The following is a 19,409-nucleotide window of genomic DNA, read 5'->3' as shown; positions in this document are numbered from 1 at the left end:
TGGCGATCGCATCGCCGACCTGGGGACAGGCGGCACGTCGTTGCGACGTGCGGCAATCATGCAGCGGTCTCAACACAAATTCACCCGGTTTCATCGGCTCAGATGCGGGGTGATATCAGTGTGCGGCAAAGCTTAGGTTGATGAACGTTCGCCACAGCCGACCGCAAATCGGCCACTTCGATGCCGTCGTCCCTTCCTCAGGTTGGACAGCGATTTAGCGCCATACTAAGCATCGGCCCGGGGGCTGTCTTGCCGGCGACTGAACCGTTTTCCGTTAACGAGCGTGTGCGAATCAAACGTGACACAACGTACTGACATCGCGATCGTCGGTCGCGCCTGCCGGCTCCCCGGCGCGCCGAGCGTCGACGGTCTCTGGCAGCTCCTGACGGAGGCGCGCTGCGCCGTCGGCCGCATTCCCGGGGACCGCTGGTCCCTGGACCGCTTCGGGCATCCGCGGGCGCAGGAGCGCGGCAAGAGCTACACCTGGGCCGCCGGCGTCCTCGACGACATCTGGTCGTTCGACCCGGCGGTGTTCGGCATCTCGCCGCGCGAGGCCGAGCAGATGGATCCGCAGCAGCGGCTCCTGCTCGAGCTGACTTGGGAAGCGCTGGAAGATGCGGGCATGCGCCCCTCGAGCGTCGCCGGCAGCCCGATCGGAGTGTACGTCGGCGCCTCGTCGCTCGATTACGGCAACCTGCGCATCCTCGACGTGCCGTCGGGCGACGCCTACGCGGCGACCGGCAACACGCTCTCGATCCTGTCGAACCGGATCTCGTACATCTTCGACCTCAAGGGTCCGAGCTTCACCGTCGACACCGCCTGCTCGTCCTCCCTGGTCGCCCTCGACAACGCGGTCGCCGCGATCCGGTCCGGCCGCGTCGACACCGCGGTCGTGGCCGGCGTCAACGTGCTGGCGAGCCCCTTCAACTTCATCTGCTTCTCCAATGCGCAGATGCTGTCGCGCACCGGGCTGTGCCAGGCCTTCTCGGCCTCCGCCGACGGCTACGTCCGCTCGGAGGGCGGCGTGGTGCTCGTGCTGCAATCGGCAGAGGCCGCGCGGCGCGGGGGCTCGACCGTGCGCGGCGTGATCGCCGCGTCCGGCGTCAACTCGGACGGGCGCACCACCGGCATCTCGCTGCCGTCGGGCTACGCGCAGGGCGCGCTGCTGGAGCAGGTCTACCGCGAGGCCGAGATCGACCTCGACGATATGGCCTTCATGGAGGCCCACGGCACCGGCACGCCGGTGGGCGACCCGATCGAGGCCTCCGCCATCGGCGGCAAGATCGGCAAGGGCCGCAAAAGCCCGCTGCCGATCGGCTCGATCAAGACCAACATCGGGCACACCGAGCCGGTCTCCGGCCTCGCCGGCCTGCTCAAGGCGAGCCTCGCCCTCGAGCACGACCTGGTGCCGCCGTCGCTGCACTCGGCCGAGCTCAACCCCGACATCCCCTTCGCCGAGATGAACCTGCACGTGGTGCAGACGGCGCTGGCGATTCCGCGCGGCGCGCGTCAGCGCTTCGCCGGCGTGAACTCCTTCGGCTTCGGCGGCACCAACGCCCACGTCGTGCTGACCGATCCGGCCCCGGTGGCCACGCCGGCCTCCGCGGCCCGCGCGCCCGAGGTGCTGCTGCTCTCGGCCCAGAGCCGCGCCGCCCTCAACGAGCTCGCCCTCGACTATGCCGATCGCTTCGACGCCGCGGGCCCTGCCGAGGCCGATCGGATCGCGGCCGGCGCCGCGCATCGTCGGGAGCGCCTGCCGTCCCGCCTCGCGATCACCCTCGACGGCAAGGCCGACATCGCCGCCGAGCTCCGTGCCATCGGCGAGGCCGAGGACTCGGCCGTCGCGCTCACCGGCACCGCGATCGACCGGGCGGCCGACGTCGCCTTCGTCTATTCCGGCAACGGCAGCCAGTGGGCCGGGATGGGCCGCGAGGCCTATGCCGAGAACGCGGTGTTCCGCGCGGCCTTCGACCGGATCGACACGCTGTTCGCCGCCTACTCGAAATGGTCGCTCAAGGCGGCTTTGGACGCCGAGGACCTCGACGAGCGCCTGGCACTGACCAGCGTCTCGCAGCCGCTGATCTTCGCGATCCAGAGCGCCTCGACCACCGCCCTCCGCGCGGCCGGCCTCGCGCCGAAATTCGTGCTCGGGCACAGCGTCGGCGAGATCGCCGCGGCGGAGGCTGCCGGGATCCTCAGCCTCGAGCAGGCGGTGAGGGTCATCTTCTACCGCAGCCATCATCAAGAGACGACGCGCGGCCAGGGCACCATGGCGGTGCTGCTGATGCCGGCCGAGGAGGTCGAGGGCTTCCTCGAGGATTACCCGACCCTCGACATCGCCGCCTACAACAGCCCCAAGGCCGTCACCGTGGCCGGGCCCGTCGCCGCGATCGACGCCGCGCTCAAGGCGCTGTCGCGCAAGCGCCGGCGCGGGCGCAAGCTCGACCTCGACTACGCCTTCCACGGCCGGTTCATGGACCCGACCGAGAAGCCGCTGCTGCGCGACCTCGCCGGCCTGAAGCCGTCGCCCGGAACCACCGCGATGGTCTCGACGGTGACCGGCGCGGTGCTCGACGGCGGCCAGTTCGGCGGCACCTACTGGTGGCGCAACATCCGCGAGCCGGTGCGCTTCTGCGAGGCGGTGCAGGAGGCGACCCGCCAGGGCGCCCGCATCTTCGTCGAGGTCGGCCCGCGCGCGACGCTGATGTCGCATATCGGCGACGCGATCGAGCCGCTCGGCATCGACAACGCCACCGTCGGCGTGATGCACAAGAAGGCCAGCGGCGGCGATCCGATCGCCCGCGCGCTGGCGGCCGCCCTGGTCCAGGGCGCGGCCGTGGACGAGCGGACCGTCTTCGGCGACGCGCCGGCCGGCGCCCTGAACCTGCCGGCCTATCCCTGGCAGCGCCGCCCCTTCCGCCTCGGCGACACCACCGAAAGCCTGGGTGCGGCGACCCCGCGCGTGTACCACCCGCTCATCGGCTCGCGCGTCCAGGTCGACGGCCTGGAATGGCACGGCTTCGCCGACATCGCCACGATCCCCGAGCTCGACGACCACCGCATCGAGGGCCAGGCGATCATGCCGGGCGCCGGCTTCGTCGAGATGGCCCTGGCCGCCGTGCGCGAGGCCCTGCGCAGCGACCACGTCGTGCTCGCCGAGTTCGAGATCCACTCCCCGATGGTGTTCGGCGAGGAGGCCCTGCGCGAGGTCGCGGTGCGGATGTCGGGCTCCGGCAACGCGGTTCAGGTCCTGAGCCGCCCGCGGCTCACCCCGTCGCCGTGGCAGCTGCATGCCTCGGCCAAGATCGTCGAAGGCACCTTCGCGCCGCCGGTGCGGCCCGACGTCGAGATGCCGTCCGAGGACGTGCTCACCGGCGACGAGCTCTACCTGCGCGCCGAGGCGGCCGGTCTCGGCTTCGGCCCGAGCTTCCGCCAGGTCGCGGCGAGCGCCCGGATCGACGACGTCACCATCGTCTCCGACCTCGTTCCCGCCGAGGCCGACCCGCGCTACGGCCTCGTGCCGGCCCGCCTCGACGCCTGCTTCCACGGGCTGATCCTGCTGTTCGCCGACCTGCTCGGCGAGAATGCCGGCAAGGCCTACATCCCGGTGCGCTTCGGCGAGGTCCGGCTGCTGCGCCCCGGCGCCACGATCGCGCGGGCCGTCATCCGGACCCGGCGCTGCAACGAGCGCTCGATCCTGGCCGACTTCACCATCCTCGACGCCGAGGGCGAGGTCGTCGCCACCATCCGCGAGGGCCGCTTCCAGGCGCTGCGCGCCAAGGGCGGCGGCGACCTCGCCGCCTACGCGATCACGCAAGCGGCGGAACTCGCGACCGAGCCGACCGCGATCGCGATGGACCGCCGGTCGAGCATCGCCGCGCTGTTGAAGCCGGCCGCCAAGGCTGCCCGCGCCGCATCCGGCGCCCCGCTCTCGCCCGGGCATCTCCTGCTCGAGGGCTGGGCGACCTCGCTCGCCTACCGCCTCGCCTCCGGCCTGAAGCAGGGCGCCACCGTCGCGATCGACGCGCGCGTCCCGGACGAGATGCGCCCGTGGCTCGTCAACGCGCTCTACGCCCTCGAAAGCAGCGGGCTCGCCGAGCAGGATGGCGACGTCTGGCGTCTCGGCGACGGCGACGCGCTGCCGGCGCCGACCGAGATCATGCGCTGGATCGCGGCCGACCATCCCGAGCTGTCGGCCGAGCTGGTCCTGCTGGCCGATGTCGGCGCCCTGGTCGACCGCCTGCTCGCCGGCACCCTCACCGAGGCTCCGAGCCTGCCGCAGAACGCGCTCGACGCGTTCACCCTGCGCAGCGCCACCGCCCGCGCCTCGGCCGACGTCGTCGCCGGGATCGCCGAGGCCTGCGGCGGCATGCTGCCGAAGGACCGGGCGCTCCGCCTGCTCCAGGTCGGCTTCGGGCCGTTGTCCGCCCAGGTCGCGGCCTTCGCCGAATCCGCCGAGGCGCGCCTCACGGTGTTCGACACCGACCGGCGCCTTGCGGAGCGCGCCCGCCTCGCCCTCCCCCGCGGCGTCGCGGTGATCGAGGCCGCCGAGGACCTTCCGGCGGCCGGCTTCGACCTGATCCTAGCCAGCGGCGCGTTGCATCGCGGCGAACGCGACCTGCCGCAGCGGCTGGCCAACGCGCTCGCCACCGGCGGCCTGCTGCTCGCGGTCGAGCCCGGCGCCTCGCTGTTCCGCGACCTCGTCTTCGGCCTGATCCCCGGCTGGTTCGAGGCCGGGCTCGGCGACATGCCGGTCGGCCGCCTCGACGACATCCCGGGCTGGCAGCGCACCCTCAGCGCCACCGGCCTCGTCAGCGTCGCGGTCGACCGCGCCGCCTCGGTCAACGGCGACGACCTCCTGCTCGTCGCCGAAGCGCCGCCCCGGCCCGGCAAGGCCGCCGCGCAGACCTTCGCCTTCGTCATCGGCTCGGACGACGAGTTCGCCGCCGAGACCGCCTCGTCGCTCGCGACCCTGCTCGTCGCCGCCGGCGTGCACGTCTCGATCATCCTCGACTCCGAGGCCTCGCTGCTGGAGCTGGAGCGCGAGACCCCGGACACGGTGGTGTTCCTGGCCGGCGCCTTCACCCGCGGCGGCGATGCCGCGGCGCGGTTGCGCGAACGCTGCCTTAGCCTGAAGCGCTGCACCGAGCATCTCGGCGCGCGCCAGACCAAGCTCTGGGTGGTCTCGCCCGGCGCGACCCGCGACGGCGGCGGGCAGGCCGCGTCCGTCGAGGCCGGGGTCTGGGCGTTCTCGCGCACGCTGGCCAACGAGATCGCGACGCTCGACGTGCGCCGCATCGACCTCGCCCCCGAGATCGGCTCGAAGCGCGCGGCCGAGCGCCTGCGCGACCTGATCCTCTCGGGCACGCAAGAGACCGAGATCGTCCTGGACGACGACCGCACCCGGGTGATCCGCTTCCGTCCCGGTCACACGCTCCGGCGGATCGATCCCGAGGCGGTGCCGGCCGAGGCCGCCCGCCTGGAGCGCAGCAACACCGGCGGCCTCAACGAGATGGTCTGGGGGCCGGCGATCCGCCGCGCGCCGGGTGCCGGCGAGGTCGAGATCGCCGTCGAGGCGACCGGCCTGAACTTCCGCGACGTGCTCTGGGCGCTCTCGATGCTGCCCGAGGAGATCCTGGAGGACGGCTTCGCCGGCCCCCGCCTCGGCCTCGAATGCGCCGGCCGCGTCGTCGCGGTCGGTGCCGGCGTCCAGGCCTTCAAGGTCGGCGATCCGGTCGTGGCCTTCGCGCAGTCCGGCTTCTCGACCCACATCGTCGTGCCCGAGCTGGTCGTCGCGCCTTCGCCCGCCGGCCTCGATCCGATGGCGGCGGCGACCGTGCCGGTCGCCTTCCTCACCGCCTATTACGGGCTGGTCTCCTGCGCCCGGCTGCGCCGCGGCGAATGGGTGCTGGTCCACGGCGGTGCCGGCGGCGTCGGCCTCGCCGCCCTGCAGATCGCCAAGCTCAAGGGCGCCCGCGTCATCGCCACCGCCGGCTCGCGCGAGAAGCGTGCGCTGGTGAAGGCGCTCGGCGCCGAGCACGTGCTCGACTCGCGCTCGCTCGCCTTCGTCGACGATATCCGCGCGCTCACCGGCACCGGCGTCGACGTGGTCCTGAACAGCCTGTTCGGCGAGGCGATGGAGCGCTCGCTCAACGCGCTGAAGCCGTTCGGCCGGTTCATCGAGCTGGGCAAGCGCGACTACGTCGCCAACACCCATATCGGCCTGCGTCCGTTCCGGCGGAACCTGAGCTACTTCGGCGTCGACCTCGACCAGGTGCTGCAGCACCAGGGCGACGACGGCGCACGGATGTTCCGCGAGGTGATGGCCCTGTTCAACGACGGCGGCCTCAAGCCCCTGCCCTACCAGCCGTTCACCGCCGACGAGACCTCGGATGCGTTCCGGCTGATGCAGCAATCGGGACACGTCGGGAAGATCGTGATCGCGCCACCGAAGCCCGGCCGCGTGCTCACCGCCCGCAACACGCCCTTCACGGTCTCGACCGACGGCGTCCACCTGATCACCGGCGGCCTCGGCGGCTTCGGTGGCGTGGCGGCCCGCTGGCTCGCCGAACGCGGCGCGAAGAACCTCCTCCTCGTCGGCCGCAAGGGCGCCGAGTCCGACGAGGCCAAGGCCGTCGTCGCCGACCTGACCGCCCGCGGCGTGACGGTCGCGGCCACGCCGTGCGACATCACCAACCGCGTCGCGGTGGATGCATTGCTCGCCGGGATCGAGGCGTCGGGCCGCAAGCTCGCCGGCGTGATCCATGCGGCCGCCGTGCTGCAGGACGGCCTGATCGCCAACCTGGACGCCGCCGCGCTCGACGCGGTGATCGGCCCCAAGGTGATCGGCGCCCAGAACCTCGACGCCGCGACGCGCGACCGTGCGCTCGACTACTTCGTGGTGTTCTCCTCGGCCACGACCTTCATCGGCAATCCCGGCCAGGGCGCCTACGTCGCGGCCAACGGCTTCATGGAGGGGCTGGCCCGCCAGCGCCGCCGCCGGGGGCTGCCGGCGCTGGCCGTCGCCTGGGGCGCGATCGGCGACGTCGGCATGCTCGCCCGCAACAAGACGGTGATGGAAGGGCTCGCCGGCCGCGTCGGCGTGACGCCGATGGAGGCCCGCCGCTGCCTCGACCTCATGGCCGATGCGCTGGGCGCCCAGGGCTCGGCGCCCGACGACGCGGTGCTCGCCATCGCCTCGATGCATTGGGGCAAGACGCGCGAGCGCCTCGCGACCATGCGCTCGCCGAGCTACGACGACCTCGGCTCCGACCAGCAGATGGAGGCCGGCGCTGTCGCCGCGATCAGCATCGGCACGCTGCTCAAGGGCCACGACATCGACGCGGTGCGCAAGACCGTGTCCGACGCGATCGTCGAGGACATCGCCCGCATCCTGCGCCTGCCGAAGGACGACATCAGCCGCGTGCGCCAGCTCTCCGAGATCGGCCTCGACTCGCTGATGGGCGTCGAGCTCGGCGCCAGCCTGCAGGAGCGCTTCGGCCTCGATTCGCCGCCGGCGGGCCTGTCCTCTGGGATGACCGTCAACGAGCTGTCGGAGTCCTTAATTCAGGCGGTTTCGGCGCCGATGGACGAGGCCGCCGGGGTCGCCCTGAGCCTCGCTTCGAGGCACGTCGGCAGCGAGGTCGATGCGGCGGTGCTCCAGCCGTTCCAGGATCTCGTCGAGAAGAAGAGCCTCGAGAGCAAAGAGATCCTGTCATGACGCAATCGCCACGGCCGGATGGGGGGCGCGCCGCGCTCGCGGGCTTCGTGACGAACCGGCTGGGACGCAACGCGCCCCGGCCGACCGCGCTCCGCGCGCCGGAGAAGGTCGGCGATCCCTCGGTGCAGGATTTCGCGAGCCTGCCCGGCTACCGCGAGCTGCGGCTGCAGCGCTCGGCCGCCGAGCTGATCGGTCTCGACAACCCGTTCTTCCACGTCCACGAGACCAAGGCCGGCGCGACCACCCGCATCGCCGGGCGGTCCTTCGTCAACTTCTCGTCCTATGACTACCTCGGCCTCAACGGCCACCCGCGCATCTCGGATGCCGCCCGCGCGGCGATCGCCGAGTTCGGCACCTCGTCGTCGGCGAGCCGCGTCGTGGCCGGCGAGCGGCCGGGCCACCTCAGCCTGGAGAAGGCGCTGGCCGCGCATTACCAGACCGAGGCCTGCGTGGTGATGGTGAGCGGGCACGCCACCAACGTCACGACGATCGGGGCGCTGCTCGAGCCGGGCGACGTGATCTTCCACGACAACCTGATCCACAACAGCATCGTCACCGGCGCGCAGCTGTCCGGCGCCCAGCGCCGCTCCTTCGCCCACAACGACCTCGACGCGCTCGAAACCCTGCTTCAGGCGACCCGGCACGAGCACCGCCGGGCCCTGATCGTGATCGAGGGCCTCTACAGCATGGACGGCGACGCGCCGGACCTCGCCGGCTTCATCGCCCTCAAGGAGCGCTACAACGCCTGGCTGATGGTCGACGACGCCCACGGGCTCGGCGTGCTCGGCCGCACCGGCGCCGGGCTGTTCGAGCATGCCGGCATCGACCCGAAGCGGGTCGACATCTGGATGGGCACCTTCTCGAAGACGCTCTCGGCCTGCGGCGGCTACATCTGCGGCGCCTCGACGCTGATCGAGTACCTGAAGTGCACGGCCGGCGGCTTCGTCTACAGCGTCGGCATGTCCCCGCCGCTCGCGGCCGCCGCCGAGGCCGCGCTCGCGGTGATGCACGACGAGCCGGAGCGGGTCGAGCGCCTGCGCCAGAACGGCGCCCTGTTCCTCGCCTGCGCGAAGAAGCGCGGGCTCGATACCGGGACCAGCATGGGGCTCGCGGTGATCCCGGTGATCGTCGGCGATTCGCTGAAGTCGGTGACGTTGTCCGATCGGCTGTACAAGCGCGGGATCAACGTGCAGCCGATCATCCACCCGGCCGTGCCCGAGCGCGCCTCGCGCCTGCGCTTCTTCATGACCTCGGAGCACACGCCCGAGCAGATCCGCGAGACGGTCACCGCGGTCGCCGAGGAGCTCGCCGCCATCGAGAAGGGCGGCTCGCTGATCGAGCAGCTCCTGGCCAAGCGCAGCTGACGATCCGATCGATCGAGACCGATGACGCCCGGGTTCGAAGCCCGGGCGTTTTCCGTTTCAGTGATCGATACAAGCAACGCGATCTGAATCGAGCGACTGTAGATCGTCGATCAACAAGTCTAGGATTGGGCGATCGGTTTTCGGTGACGAAGAGTGCTTCCGAACCTCGGCGAACGCGATGCCGATCCGCTGTGCCGAGCATTCGAGGATTGTCGGCTTTACGGTCCTTTAACCACAACCTGCAACGTTGACGAGGTCTTCCAGGGACCGCCGACGATGCTCCATTCCGACCCGCTCCTGACCCGCCCCACCCTCACCCATACCGGCCTGCTCGCGCGGGCGGTCGATGGCCTGAAGGGTGAGGCCGCCTCTCCGGCCGAGATGTGGCGTCTGCTGACCGACAACTACATCGTCGATCTCGACGCGGTCGCGGCGCTGATGCCGATCCCCGAGCCCGAGCCGGTCTGGCTCGCCGCGCGGGGCTGATGCAGCAAGATCACAGGTGCGGCTGGCCTCGCCGAGCTGGCACGACATCTGCAAACCCCACAGCGTCATCAAGAGAAACGTCACGACGAGGAACGCCCGGACAAGAAACACGCGGTGGCTCGAACGCCTGAGCACCCCGCGGACCTGTCGATCGCTCGAACACGGGGTCCGTCATGTCCGAATTGTTGTCCGTTGCCCTCGTCTGCGCCGGGACGCTGCTGGCCCAGGATTGCTCCCGCGAGACCGCGCTCGACGTGATCGTCTCGCCGGCGCGCACGCCGATGGAGTGCATCATGCACGCCCAGACCATGGCCGCCGCGGCCGGGCTCCCCGGCGGCGACCATCGCTACCTCAAGGTCTCGTGCGAGCACCGGCGTACCGAAGCCGACCCGGTGGTCGTCGTGCGCCGGGCGTCCTGAGCGCGGCTCAGCCGACCGCCGTCAGGGTGTCGCCGACCGCGAGGGTCCCGCCGGCGATCACCTCGGCATAGACGCCGCAATCGCGGTGGCCGAGACGCGCATCGATCGCCCAGGGGATGTCGAGGTCGCGCACGCCGCTGACCGGGTCGACGTTGGTCGCCGCGCAGCGCACGGTGCGCTGGGTCAACTTGAGGCGCAGCCCGCTCGGCGCCTCGAGCACGCGGCCGACCATCTCCAACTCGGCCCAGGGGGCGAGCCCCTCGACGAAGAGGTTGCTGCGAAAGCGCAGCGGATCGACGGGCGCGCCGACGTAATCCTCGATCGCGCGCACGCTGGCGAGGTTGATCAGCGAGACGAAGCCGATCCTGGAATCGGTGAAGCGGTATCCGGTCTGCGCCGCCGCCGCCAGCACCCGCGGCGCGCCGCGCAGGGCGTGGGGCAGCAGGCGCCGCAACAGGTCCTCAAGCGTCGCCCGGCCCTCTTCGGTGTCGAGCTTGGCCTTGACGGTCTCGCCTTCGGCCTCGACGGTGAGCGTCGCGGTGGCGTCGTCGTAGCGGGTGCGCAGGCGCGTCAGCGCCTCGTCGCGCATCAGCATCAGGTACTTCGTCTTGGGCTGATGACGCGGTGCGTTCGGATCGAAGCCCGAATCGCCGTTCTCGACCGCGTAGAGCCGATCGCCCGGGAAGTAGCCCGACGTCTCGAGGTCCGCCCGTTCCAGCGGCTCGGGGCTGCACCCCTTCACGGGGTAGCGGTAGAGGGCGGAGAGCGTCGCGGTCATGCCGGCACCGTGACCCGGATCTTCACATCGATGCAAGGGGTCTGCCCCCTCTTGTGGTGCGCAATTGCAACACCACATCCTCGGTACCGGCGGCCATCGGCGCCGGGGCCTTCCGCGGCGGTTCCTCGTCGGGAGGCGACGTCTCGGGCCAACACCGCGCCTTCCAGGGCGGCGGAGGCCGAAGCGGTAGGAAACAAGAACGCATGAACTTCGAAAAATACACCGAGCGCGCCCGCGGCTTCGTCCAGGCTGCGCAGAACCTCGCGATGCGCGAGGGCCATCCCCAATTGCAGCCGGGCCACCTGCTCAAGGTGCTGCTCGACGATCCCGAGGGCCTGTGCGCAGGCCTGATCGACCGGGCCGGCGGCCAGTCGCGCGTCGCCCTGGCGCAGATCGAGGCGTGGCTCGCCAAGCAGCCGAAGGTCTCGGGCAACGCGAGCCAGCCGCAGGCGACCCGCGACCTGATGCGCCTGTTCGACACCGCCGAGAAGGCTGCCGAGAAGGCCGGCGATTCCTACGTCACCGTGGAGCGCCTCCTGCTCGCGCTCGCCGTCGAGAAGGACACCGAGGCCGGCAAGGCGCTCGTCTCCGCCGGCGTGACGCCGGCTTCGCTCAACGGCGCGATCAACGCCCTGCGCAAGGGCCGGACGGCCGACAACGCTTCGGCCGAGAACGCCTACGACGCCCTGAAGAAGTACGCCCGCGACCTCACCGAAGCCGCGCGCGAGGGCAAGCTCGACCCGGTGATCGGCCGCGACGAGGAGATCCGCCGCACGATCCAGGTCCTGTCCCGGCGCACCAAGAACAATCCGGTCCTCATCGGCGAGCCCGGCGTCGGCAAGACGGCGATCGTCGAGGGGCTGGCCCTGCGCATCGTCAACGGCGACGTGCCCGAGAGCCTGAAGGAGAAGAGCCTTCTCGCCCTCGACCTCGGCGCGCTCATCGCCGGGGCGAAGTTCCGCGGCGAGTTCGAGGAGCGGCTGAAGGCCGTGCTTTCCGAGGTCACCGCGGCCGCGGGCGGCATCATCCTGTTCATCGACGAGATGCATACCCTGGTCGGCGCCGGAAAGGCCGACGGGGCGATGGACGCCTCGAACCTGCTGAAGCCGGCGCTGGCCCGCGGCGAGCTGCACTGCGTCGGGGCGACCACGCTCGACGAGTACCGCAAGCATGTCGAGAAGGACGCCGCGCTGGCCCGCCGCTTCCAGCCGGTCTTCGTCTCGGAGCCCACCGTGGAAGATACGGTCTCGATCCTGCGCGGGATCAAGGAGAAGTACGAGCAGCACCACGGCGTCCGCATCCAGGATTCCGCCTTGGTCGCGGCCGCGACGCTGTCGAACCGCTACATCACCGACCGCTTCCTGCCCGACAAGGCGATCGACCTCATGGACGAGGCCGGCTCGCGCCTGCGCATGCAGGTCGATTCGAAGCCCGAGGAGCTGGACAACCTCGACCGCGAGATCGTGCGCCTGAAGATCGAGGGCGAGGCGCTGAAGAAGGAAACCGATTCGGCCTCCCGCGACCGTCTGGCCCGGCTCGAGAAGGAGCTTGCCGACCTCGAGGAGCAGTCCGCCACCATTACCTCGCGCTGGAAGGCGGAGAAGGACAAGCTCGGCGCCGCCGCCGAGCTCAAGAAGAAGCTCGACGAGGCGCGCAACGAGCTGGCCTCCGCCCAGCGCCAGGGTCAGTACCAGCGCGCGGGCGAGCTTGCCTACGGCGTGATCCCGGGGCTGGAGAAGCGGCTCGCCGAGATCGAGGCCGCGGCCGAGAGCGCGGTCGCGCGCGACGGCATGGTCGAGGAGGCGGTGACGCCGGCCCACATCGCGGGCGTGGTCTCGCGCTGGACCGGCGTGCCGGTGGACAAGATGCTGGAGGGCGAGCGCGACAAGCTGCTCGCGATGGAGGACGCGATCGGCAGGCGCGTCGTCGGCCAGCGCGAAGCGGTGGAAGCGGTCTCGACCGCGGTGCGCCGCGCGCGCGCCGGCCTGCAGGACCCGAACCGGCCGATCGGCTCGTTCATGTTCCTCGGGCCGACCGGCGTCGGCAAGACCGAGCTGACAAAGGCGCTCGCCAGCTTCCTGTTCGATGACGACACCGCGTTGGTGCGCATCGACATGTCGGAATACATGGAGAAGCACTCCGTGGCCCGGCTGATCGGCGCGCCCCCCGGCTATGTCGGCTACGAGGAGGGCGGCGCGCTGACCGAGGCGGTGCGGCGCCGGCCGTATCAGGTCGTGCTGTTCGACGAGATCGAGAAGGCGCATCCGGACGTGTTCAACGTCCTGCTGCAGGTTCTCGACGACGGGCGCCTGACCGACGGGCAGGGGCGGACGGTCGACTTCCGCAACACGCTGCTGATCATGACCTCGAACCTCGGGGCCGAGTATCTGGTGGCGCAGAGCGAGGGCGAGGACACCGACGCGGTGCGGGACGACGTGATGGGCGTGGTGCGAAGCCACTTCCGGCCGGAGTTCCTGAACCGGATCGACGAGATCATCCTGTTCCACCGGCTCAAGCGGGCGGAGATGGGCGCCATCGTCGACATCCAGCTCGTCCGCCTCCAGAAGCTGCTGGAGGAGCGCAAGATCGTCCTCGACGTCGACGCCGAGGCGCGCGCCTGGCTCGCCGACCGCGGCTACGACCCGGCCTACGGGGCGCGGCCGTTGAAGCGGGTGATCCAGAAGACGGTGCAGGACCCGCTGGCGGAGCTGCTGCTGTCGGGCAAGATCCACGACGGCGAGAGCGTGCCGGTGGCGGTGGGGCCGGACGGCCTCGTCATCGCCGGCACCGCGACAGCGCCGCGGCGGCGGCCGGCCAACGTGACGCTGAACTGACCTCGCGCGGCGCATCGGTTTCGAACCGGTGCGCCGCAGTTCTCGTGAAACGCTGCGCTCAGCGCACGACGACGTGGTATCGCTGCCGCAACGGATTGCCGAGCGGCCCGATGTACTCGACCGTGAAGCTGTCCTCACCGACCGTTCCCGGGGCGGTGCTGTAGATCAGCTGCGTCGCCGGCACCTTCCGCGTGTTGCACAGCGATCGCGGATTGTAGAAGCCGAAGCTCGGATATTCCCGGCCCTGACGGACCGTGACGCTGCCGAGCCGCGGCGGATCGATGAGGCCGAGCGACCCGGCGCCCATCGAGTGGCAGGCCGGATCGAGGTAAATGCGCCAAGCGATCTTCTGGCTCTGGCCGGACGTGACGACGCGCTCCTGGTCAGTCAGGAATTGTGCGTAGGCGATATGTGAAGACACGCCAAGGTAAAAAGTCGCCAGAAGAAATGCAATTACGCGTTTCATCTTGAGTCTCCGAATCGAAACCGCAATCACTTCGCACGACATCATGATTATTGGAAAGCCCATGACATCGGGAGCTTCGTGGCATCCGCGATCTCAGCGTAGAGAGAAATGCGACGCCGGCAGGCGGAGTGGTGCGGGGCGGCAAACCGTGCATTCTGGCCGTCGGCGACGCGCGCGCCGTCCGCGGCGCTTCTGGCCTTCTACCGACGGAACGATCCGGCTGACATGCTGACCTACGCCATCGGCGACATCCACGGCTGCGCCGACCTGCTCGACGCCCTGCTCGCCCGCATCGAGGCCCATGCGGCGGGCGAGCCCTATCGCCTCGTCTTCCTGGGCGACTACATCGACCGTGGCCCGGACAGCGCGCGGGTGCTGCAGACGGTCAGCCGCCTGCACTGGAGCGATCCCGGGCGCGTCGCCTGCCTGATGGGCAACCACGAGGCGATGCTGCTCTCCGCACTGACGACCCCGGGGGCCGACGCGCTGTGGCTGCGCAACGGCGGCGCGGAGACGCTGGCCTCGTTCGGCGTGGACGAGGCGGCCGCGATCCCCGGCGACGTGCTCGACTGGATCGAAGGGCTGCAGACCGTCCACGCGGATGCCCGCCGCTGGTTCGTCCATGCCGGCTTCAGGCCGGGGTCCGACCCGGAGACCGCCGAGGTGCAGGACCGCCTCTGGATCCGCGAGCCGTTCCTCGCCGAGGATCACGATTTCGGCCGCCACGTCGTCCACGGCCACACGCCGCAGACCGGCGGCAACCCGGAGGTTCGCCCGTTCCGGACCAACCTCGACACGGGCGCCGTCTATGGCGGAGCGTTGACCGCGGGCGTGTTCTCGGATGCGCAGGGGCCGGCGCTGAGGTTTTTGCAGGTCCGGGCGGACTGACCGGCTCCGACCTGCGCCATGCGAAGCGATCGGCCGAGTCGTCCCAAACCCCCGATCATCGGAGAGTCACGACCCGCGCCGGGTTGCCGACCGCCGTCGCGCCGGCCGGCACGTCCCGCGTCACGACGGCGCCGGCACCGATGATCGCGTCGTCGCCCACCGTCACGCCCGGCAGGATCAGGGCGGCCCCGCCGATCCAGACGTTGGCGCCGATCGCGATCGGGCGACCGAACTCGAGGCCGGACCGGCGCGCCTCGGGATCGCGCGGGTGGTCCGCGGTGAGGATCTGGACGCCCGGCCCGATCTGCGTGCACGCACCGATCGTCACCGCGACCACGTCGAGGATCACGCAGCCGAAGTTGAGGAACGCCTCCGGGCCGAGCGTGATGTTGTAGCCGTAGTCGCAATGGAATGGCGGCCGGATCACCGCCTTCGGGCCGACGCCGCCGAGATGGGCGGCCAGCAGCGCGTGCCGCTCGGCCGACGGCAGCGCCAGCGTGGTGTTGTAGTGCGCGAGCCATACCATGTTGGCGGCGGCATCCCGTCGAAGCTCGGGATCGCCCGCGCGGTAGAGCTCGCCCGCGAGCATCTTCTGTTTCTCGGATCCCGACATCGGGCCTCGTCGTCACCGTTGGCGTAGAGAGCGGTCGTCGAAGCCGCGCCTGTCCCGGCAGGGGCTCAACGCCTGGCCGGGATGAACGCCGCGATCGCCCCCAGGGTCCAGCCCGCCATCAACAGGATGCCGCCCGACGGCGCGGCCATCGGAAACAGCGGCTGCCCAGCAAGCGCGCGAAGCGCGAGGTCACCGGAGAACAGCGCGAGGCCCAGCACAAGCGCCCAGGCGGCGATCCGGGTGGCGATCGCATGGGTCAGGCCGGCGGCGGCGAGTCCGGCGAGGGCCAGGATCGCGGGGGCATGGAACAGCAGGAACTGCGCCGCGGTCTTGAGGCTGTCCGCCCCCGGGATGTGGGCGGCCGCGGCGCTGGCCGCGACGCCGAGCCCGCCGGCGAGGCACGCCAGGGCGACGAGGGCACGATCCCTGACGGCAAGCATCAGGCGCCGCGCTCGGCCATCAGCCGGGCCACGGCGGCGCGCAGCTCGGGCACGCCGCGGTCGTCGCGGCTTGAGGTCAGCAGGATCTGCGGATAGGCCGCCGGACGCCGGGCGAGCGCGGCCTGGATGCCGGCGATGCGCGCGTCGATCTCGGGCTTCTTCAGGGCGTCGCCCTTGGTCAGCACGATCTGGTAGCTCACGGCGGCCTTGTCGAGCCCGTCGAGCACGTCGGTGTCGATGCTCTTCAGCCCATGGCGGGAATCGATCAGCATGAAGACCCGCGCGAGGTTGGCGCGGCCCTTGAGGTAGGCGTGGATCAGGTCGGTCCAGGCCTCGACCTTCTCCTTGCCGACCGCGGCGTAGCCGTAGCCCGGCATGTCGACCAGCGTCAGGCGCTCGCCGATCCGGAAGAAGTTGAGCTGCTGGGTCCGCCCCGGCGTGTGCGAGGTGCGGGCCAGCGTGTTGCGCCCGGTCAGCGCGTTGACGAGGCTCGACTTGCCGACGTTCGAGCGGCCGGCGAAGGCGATCTCGACGCCGTCCATCGCCGGCAGCGTCCCGAGCGAGGGCGCCGCCGCGACGAAGTCGGCCGCACCCGCGAACAGCAGGCGGCCGCTCTCGGCGAGCGCCGCATCTTCCTGCTCCTGCTGTGTCACGTCAGCTCTTCGCAGGCGCGGTCTTGCCGCCGCGCTTGAACGTGTTCCGCAGGTTGTCCCACAACTCCACCTTCACGCCGTTGCGGCGCATGATGACGTATTGCTGCGTTACCGAGAGAGTGTTGTTCCAGGCCCAGTAGATCACCAGGCCGGCCGGGAACGAGCCGAGCATGAAGGTGAACACGATCGGCATGAAGGTGAAGATCTGCGCCTGCACCGGGTCCGGCGGGGCGGGGTTCATCTTCATCTGCACGAACATCGTCACGCCCATGATGATCGGCCAGATGCCGAGATGGACGAAGTCCGGCGCCGCGAACGGCAGCAGGCCGAACAGGTTGACGATGCTGGTCGGATCGGGCGCGGCGAGGTCCTGGATCCAGCCGAAGAACGGCGCGTGACGCATCTCGATGGTGATGAACAGGACTTTGTACAGCGCAAAGAAGACCGGGATCTGCACCAGCACCGGCCAGCAGCCGGCGACGGGGTTGATCTTCTCCTTCTTGTACAGCTCCATCATCGCCTGTTGCTGCTTCATCTTATCGTCTTTGTACCGCTCCCGGATGGAGGTCATCTCGGGCTGCACGGCCTTCATCTTGGCCATGGAGACGTAGGAGCGGTTGGCGATCGGCAGGAACAGCAGCTTGAGGCAGAAGGTCACGACCAGGATCGCGACGCCGAAATTGCCGAAGAGGTGGAAGAAGAAGTCCAGCGCCCGGAACATCGGCTTGGTGATGAAGTGGAACCAGCCCCAGTCGATCATCAGGTCGAACTGCTTGATGCCGAGGTTCTTCTCGTAGCCGTTGATCGTGTTGACCTCCTTGGCGCCGGCGAACAGGCGCTGGGTGGTCGAGGCGGTGGCGCCCGGCTCGATGCTGCGGCCGTCGCCGCGCACGCTCGCCTGGTAGATCTTGGTCGCGCCGTCGGTGCGCTCGGTGAACGCGCCGGTATAGGACATCGTCTGGTCGGGGATCGCGGCCGCGGCCCAGTACTTGTCGGTGATGCCGACGAAGCCGCCGGTGACGTTCGCCCAGGCCTTGCCCTTGGTGGCGGCCCCGCCGTAGGCCGGCTCCTTGGCGAGGTGGTCGTAGGTGTATTCCTGCAGGCCGTCGCCGCCGAGCACGCCGATCATACCCTCGTGCAGCACGTAGTAGCCCTGGGTGTGCGGCTTACCCCAGCGCGAGACGAGGCTGTAGGGATAGAGCGTGACGGCGTTCGCGCCCTTGTTCTCGACCTCGTCGCGGACCGTGAACATGTACTTGTCGTCGACGGCGAGGATGCGCTTGAACACCAGCCCCGCGCCGTTGTCCCACGACAGCGTCACCGGCATGTTCACGCCGAGCGTCTGGCCGTCGGCGGTCCAGACGGTGTCGTTGGTCGGAAGCGGGCCCGCGGCGGCGCCGACCCAGCCGAACTCGGCGTAGTACGGCGCTTCCGTCCCGGCCGGCGACAGCAGCACGATCTCCGGGCTCTTGTCGTCCACGGTCTCGTGGTAGTTCTTCAGCGCGATGTCGTCGATGCGGCCGCCCTTGAGCGCGATCGACCCGGCCAGCGCCGGGGTCTCGATCTTGATGCGCGGCGAGCGGGCGAGCGCCTCGGTGCGGCCGATCGGGCCGGTGGCGGCGTTGGGCAGCGTGCCGGCGACGGGGGCGGCCGGGCCGCCCTCCTTCGGGCTCGGCGAGGGCACGCCGTCCGGCGTCACGCCGGGGCTCTGCTGGGCCGCCTGGTTCTGGATGTTGGCTTGGCGCTGCTGCTCGACCCGCGGCGCGGCGACGAAGTAGTTCCACCCGAGCAGCACGACCAGCGACAGGGCGATGGCCACGAACATATTCGTCTTGTCATTGCCCATCGGGGCCACCGTCGCACGCGTTCGAGGTTGCTGAGGGCGCACGGGCTGGTGCCGCTGCGCGATCGGATCTTTGGGGCGTCGCTTCCCGGGATGGCGCCGGCCCCTTGCCGCGGCCCTTCGCGGATCCCGGCTTGCCGGAGCGCAACGGACGGGCGCACTCGCTCGGCCCGCGGGGCTTGGCCACCGCGGGGATCGCCCGGCGCAGGTCGTCCTTGAGGGTGTCGAACGCGGCGTCGATCGCCGGGCGACGGGCGATCAGCACGACGTCGGCCGCGACCGCGCCGAACTCGGGCCCGAGTTCGGCGACCGCGGCGCGAAGGCGCCGGCGGATGCGGTTGCGCTCGGTGGCATGGCCGACCCGCTTGGTGATCGTGAAGCCGAGATGGAGCCCGGCGATCGATTCGCCGTCCCGGGTCTCGCACGCCTCGCGCACGCGGCCCTGCGCCGTCAGGCGCTCGGTGTGGAAGCGGCGCCCGTCGGCCGCCGCCAGGAAGTCCGGCCGCCGCCTCAGCCGCGCGATCGCCGCGCGATCCGTCGTCGGCAAGTCGGTCGCAGGCAAGTCGGTCATAGGCATGGGAAGCTCGGCCTCGCTCACGCCTCGGGCACCCTCCGCGCCGCGATGGGCGGCGCGACGGTCACGCTCAGGCCGAGAGCTTCTTGCGGCCGTGCGCGCGACGACGGGCGATGACCTTGCGGCCGCCGGCGGTCGCCATGCGGGCGCGGAAACCGTGACGGCGCTTCCGGACGAGGCGGCTCGGCTGGTAGGTTCTTTTCATGGCTCTTCAAGCCTCCAAAGGTCGAGGCGCGCTCGCGGGCGGCTGACGCCGCACCCGACCTTCACGCGTCTTTGAATTGTGAATGCACGTGCGGACGGCGCCCGAACGGAGCGCCATCGCGACTGC

14 protein-coding genes are annotated in these 19,409 nt (G+C 70.5%); 6 read left to right on the top strand and 8 right to left on the bottom strand.

The genetic code is table 11. From position 1 onward, the window contains the following. The first annotated feature begins 298 nt into the window (after window positions 1-298). The 4 genes from FV227_RS02555 to FV227_RS02540 all read left to right on the top strand — a co-directional run bounded on the left by FV227_RS02555 (window position 299) and on the right by FV227_RS02540 (window position 9,989). Window positions 299-7,720, top strand: coding sequence for a type I polyketide synthase (locus tag FV227_RS02555; RefSeq protein WP_187274657.1), 7,422 nt, complete (start codon window positions 299-301; stop codon window positions 7,718-7,720). Further along, entirely contained in the window at window positions 7,717-9,084 is a 1,368-nt protein-coding gene (locus FV227_RS02550; RefSeq protein WP_147725884.1) for an aminotransferase class I/II-fold pyridoxal phosphate-dependent enzyme, read from the top strand. Before FV227_RS02555 ends, FV227_RS02550 begins: the two co-directional genes overlap by 4 nt. A 276-nt stretch (window positions 9,085-9,360) precedes the next feature. Beyond that, entirely contained in the window at window positions 9,361-9,570 is a 210-nt protein-coding gene (locus tag FV227_RS02545; RefSeq protein ID WP_147725883.1) for a hypothetical protein, read from the top strand. Between the two features lie 173 nt (window positions 9,571-9,743). Next, window positions 9,744-9,989, top strand: a complete 246-nt coding sequence (locus FV227_RS02540) for a hypothetical protein (protein ID WP_147725882.1) — start codon at window positions 9,744-9,746, stop codon at window positions 9,987-9,989. A 7-nt stretch (window positions 9,990-9,996) separates the two neighbouring features. On the opposite strand, the gene FV227_RS02535 is transcribed toward FV227_RS02540, so the two are convergent. Further along, window positions 9,997-10,767, bottom strand: coding sequence for an MOSC N-terminal beta barrel domain-containing protein (locus tag FV227_RS02535; protein ID WP_147725881.1), 771 nt, complete (start codon window positions 10,765-10,767; stop codon window positions 9,997-9,999). A 203-nt stretch (window positions 10,768-10,970) separates the two neighbouring features. Here FV227_RS02535 and clpB point away from each other — a divergent pair, with 203 nt between their 5' ends. Beyond that, window positions 10,971-13,601 carry an ATP-dependent chaperone ClpB gene (gene clpB, locus FV227_RS02530; protein WP_147725880.1) on the top strand — a complete coding sequence of 877 codons (2,631 nt, stop codon included), beginning with the start codon at window positions 10,971-10,973 and terminating at the stop codon, window positions 13,599-13,601. Between the two features lie 58 nt (window positions 13,602-13,659). Here clpB and FV227_RS02525 read toward each other — a convergent pair whose 3' ends face one another. Next, window positions 13,660-14,067, bottom strand: a complete 408-nt coding sequence (locus tag FV227_RS02525) for a hypothetical protein (RefSeq protein WP_147858219.1) — start codon at window positions 14,065-14,067, stop codon at window positions 13,660-13,662. A 225-nt stretch (window positions 14,068-14,292) separates the two neighbouring features. On the opposite strand from FV227_RS02525, the gene FV227_RS02520 reads away from it, so the two are divergent. Further along, a complete protein-coding gene (locus FV227_RS02520) occupies window positions 14,293-14,955 on the top strand; it encodes a metallophosphoesterase family protein (protein ID WP_147725878.1) in 663 nt (220 codons plus the stop codon). 55 nt (window positions 14,956-15,010) lie between these two features. Here the strand turns inward: FV227_RS02520 and FV227_RS02515 are convergent, their stop codons facing one another. The 6 genes from FV227_RS02515 to rpmH all read right to left on the bottom strand — a co-directional run bounded on the left by FV227_RS02515 (window position 15,011) and on the right by rpmH (window position 19,283). Continuing rightward, window positions 15,011-15,568, bottom strand: a complete 558-nt coding sequence (locus FV227_RS02515) for a sugar O-acetyltransferase (protein WP_147858218.1) — start codon at window positions 15,566-15,568, stop codon at window positions 15,011-15,013. A gap of 65 nt (window positions 15,569-15,633) precedes the next feature. Next, window positions 15,634-16,008, bottom strand: a complete 375-nt coding sequence (locus FV227_RS02510) for a DUF423 domain-containing protein (RefSeq protein WP_147725876.1) — start codon at window positions 16,006-16,008, stop codon at window positions 15,634-15,636. Beyond that, complete coding sequence (gene yihA / locus FV227_RS02505; protein ID WP_147725875.1) at window positions 16,008-16,661, bottom strand: ribosome biogenesis GTP-binding protein YihA/YsxC; 654 nt, start codon at window positions 16,659-16,661, stop codon at window positions 16,008-16,010. The genes FV227_RS02510 and yihA overlap by 1 nt, the downstream gene beginning before the upstream one ends. A 1-nt stretch (window position 16,662) precedes the next feature. Further along, on the bottom strand, window positions 16,663-18,507 hold the full coding sequence (gene yidC, locus FV227_RS02500) for a membrane protein insertase YidC (RefSeq protein ID WP_147725874.1): 1,845 nt from the start codon (window positions 18,505-18,507) through the stop codon (window positions 16,663-16,665). After that, on the bottom strand, window positions 18,497-19,075 hold the full coding sequence (gene rnpA / locus FV227_RS02495) for a ribonuclease P protein component (RefSeq protein ID WP_147725886.1): 579 nt from the start codon (window positions 19,073-19,075) through the stop codon (window positions 18,497-18,499). Before rnpA ends, yidC begins: the two co-directional genes overlap by 11 nt. 73 nt (window positions 19,076-19,148) lie before the next feature. Further along, window positions 19,149-19,283 carry a 50S ribosomal protein L34 gene (rpmH, locus tag FV227_RS02490; RefSeq protein ID WP_082643292.1) on the bottom strand — a complete coding sequence of 45 codons (135 nt, stop codon included), beginning with the start codon at window positions 19,281-19,283 and terminating at the stop codon, window positions 19,149-19,151. Window positions 19,284-19,409: the final 126 nt, after the last annotated feature.

This window comes from Methylobacterium sp. WL119, from assembly GCF_008039875.1.
Lineage (GTDB): Bacteria > Pseudomonadota > Alphaproteobacteria > Rhizobiales > Beijerinckiaceae > Methylobacterium.
The sequence above is the reverse complement of the archived record's forward strand: the minus strand, read 5'-3'. Positions and strand labels throughout refer to the sequence as shown.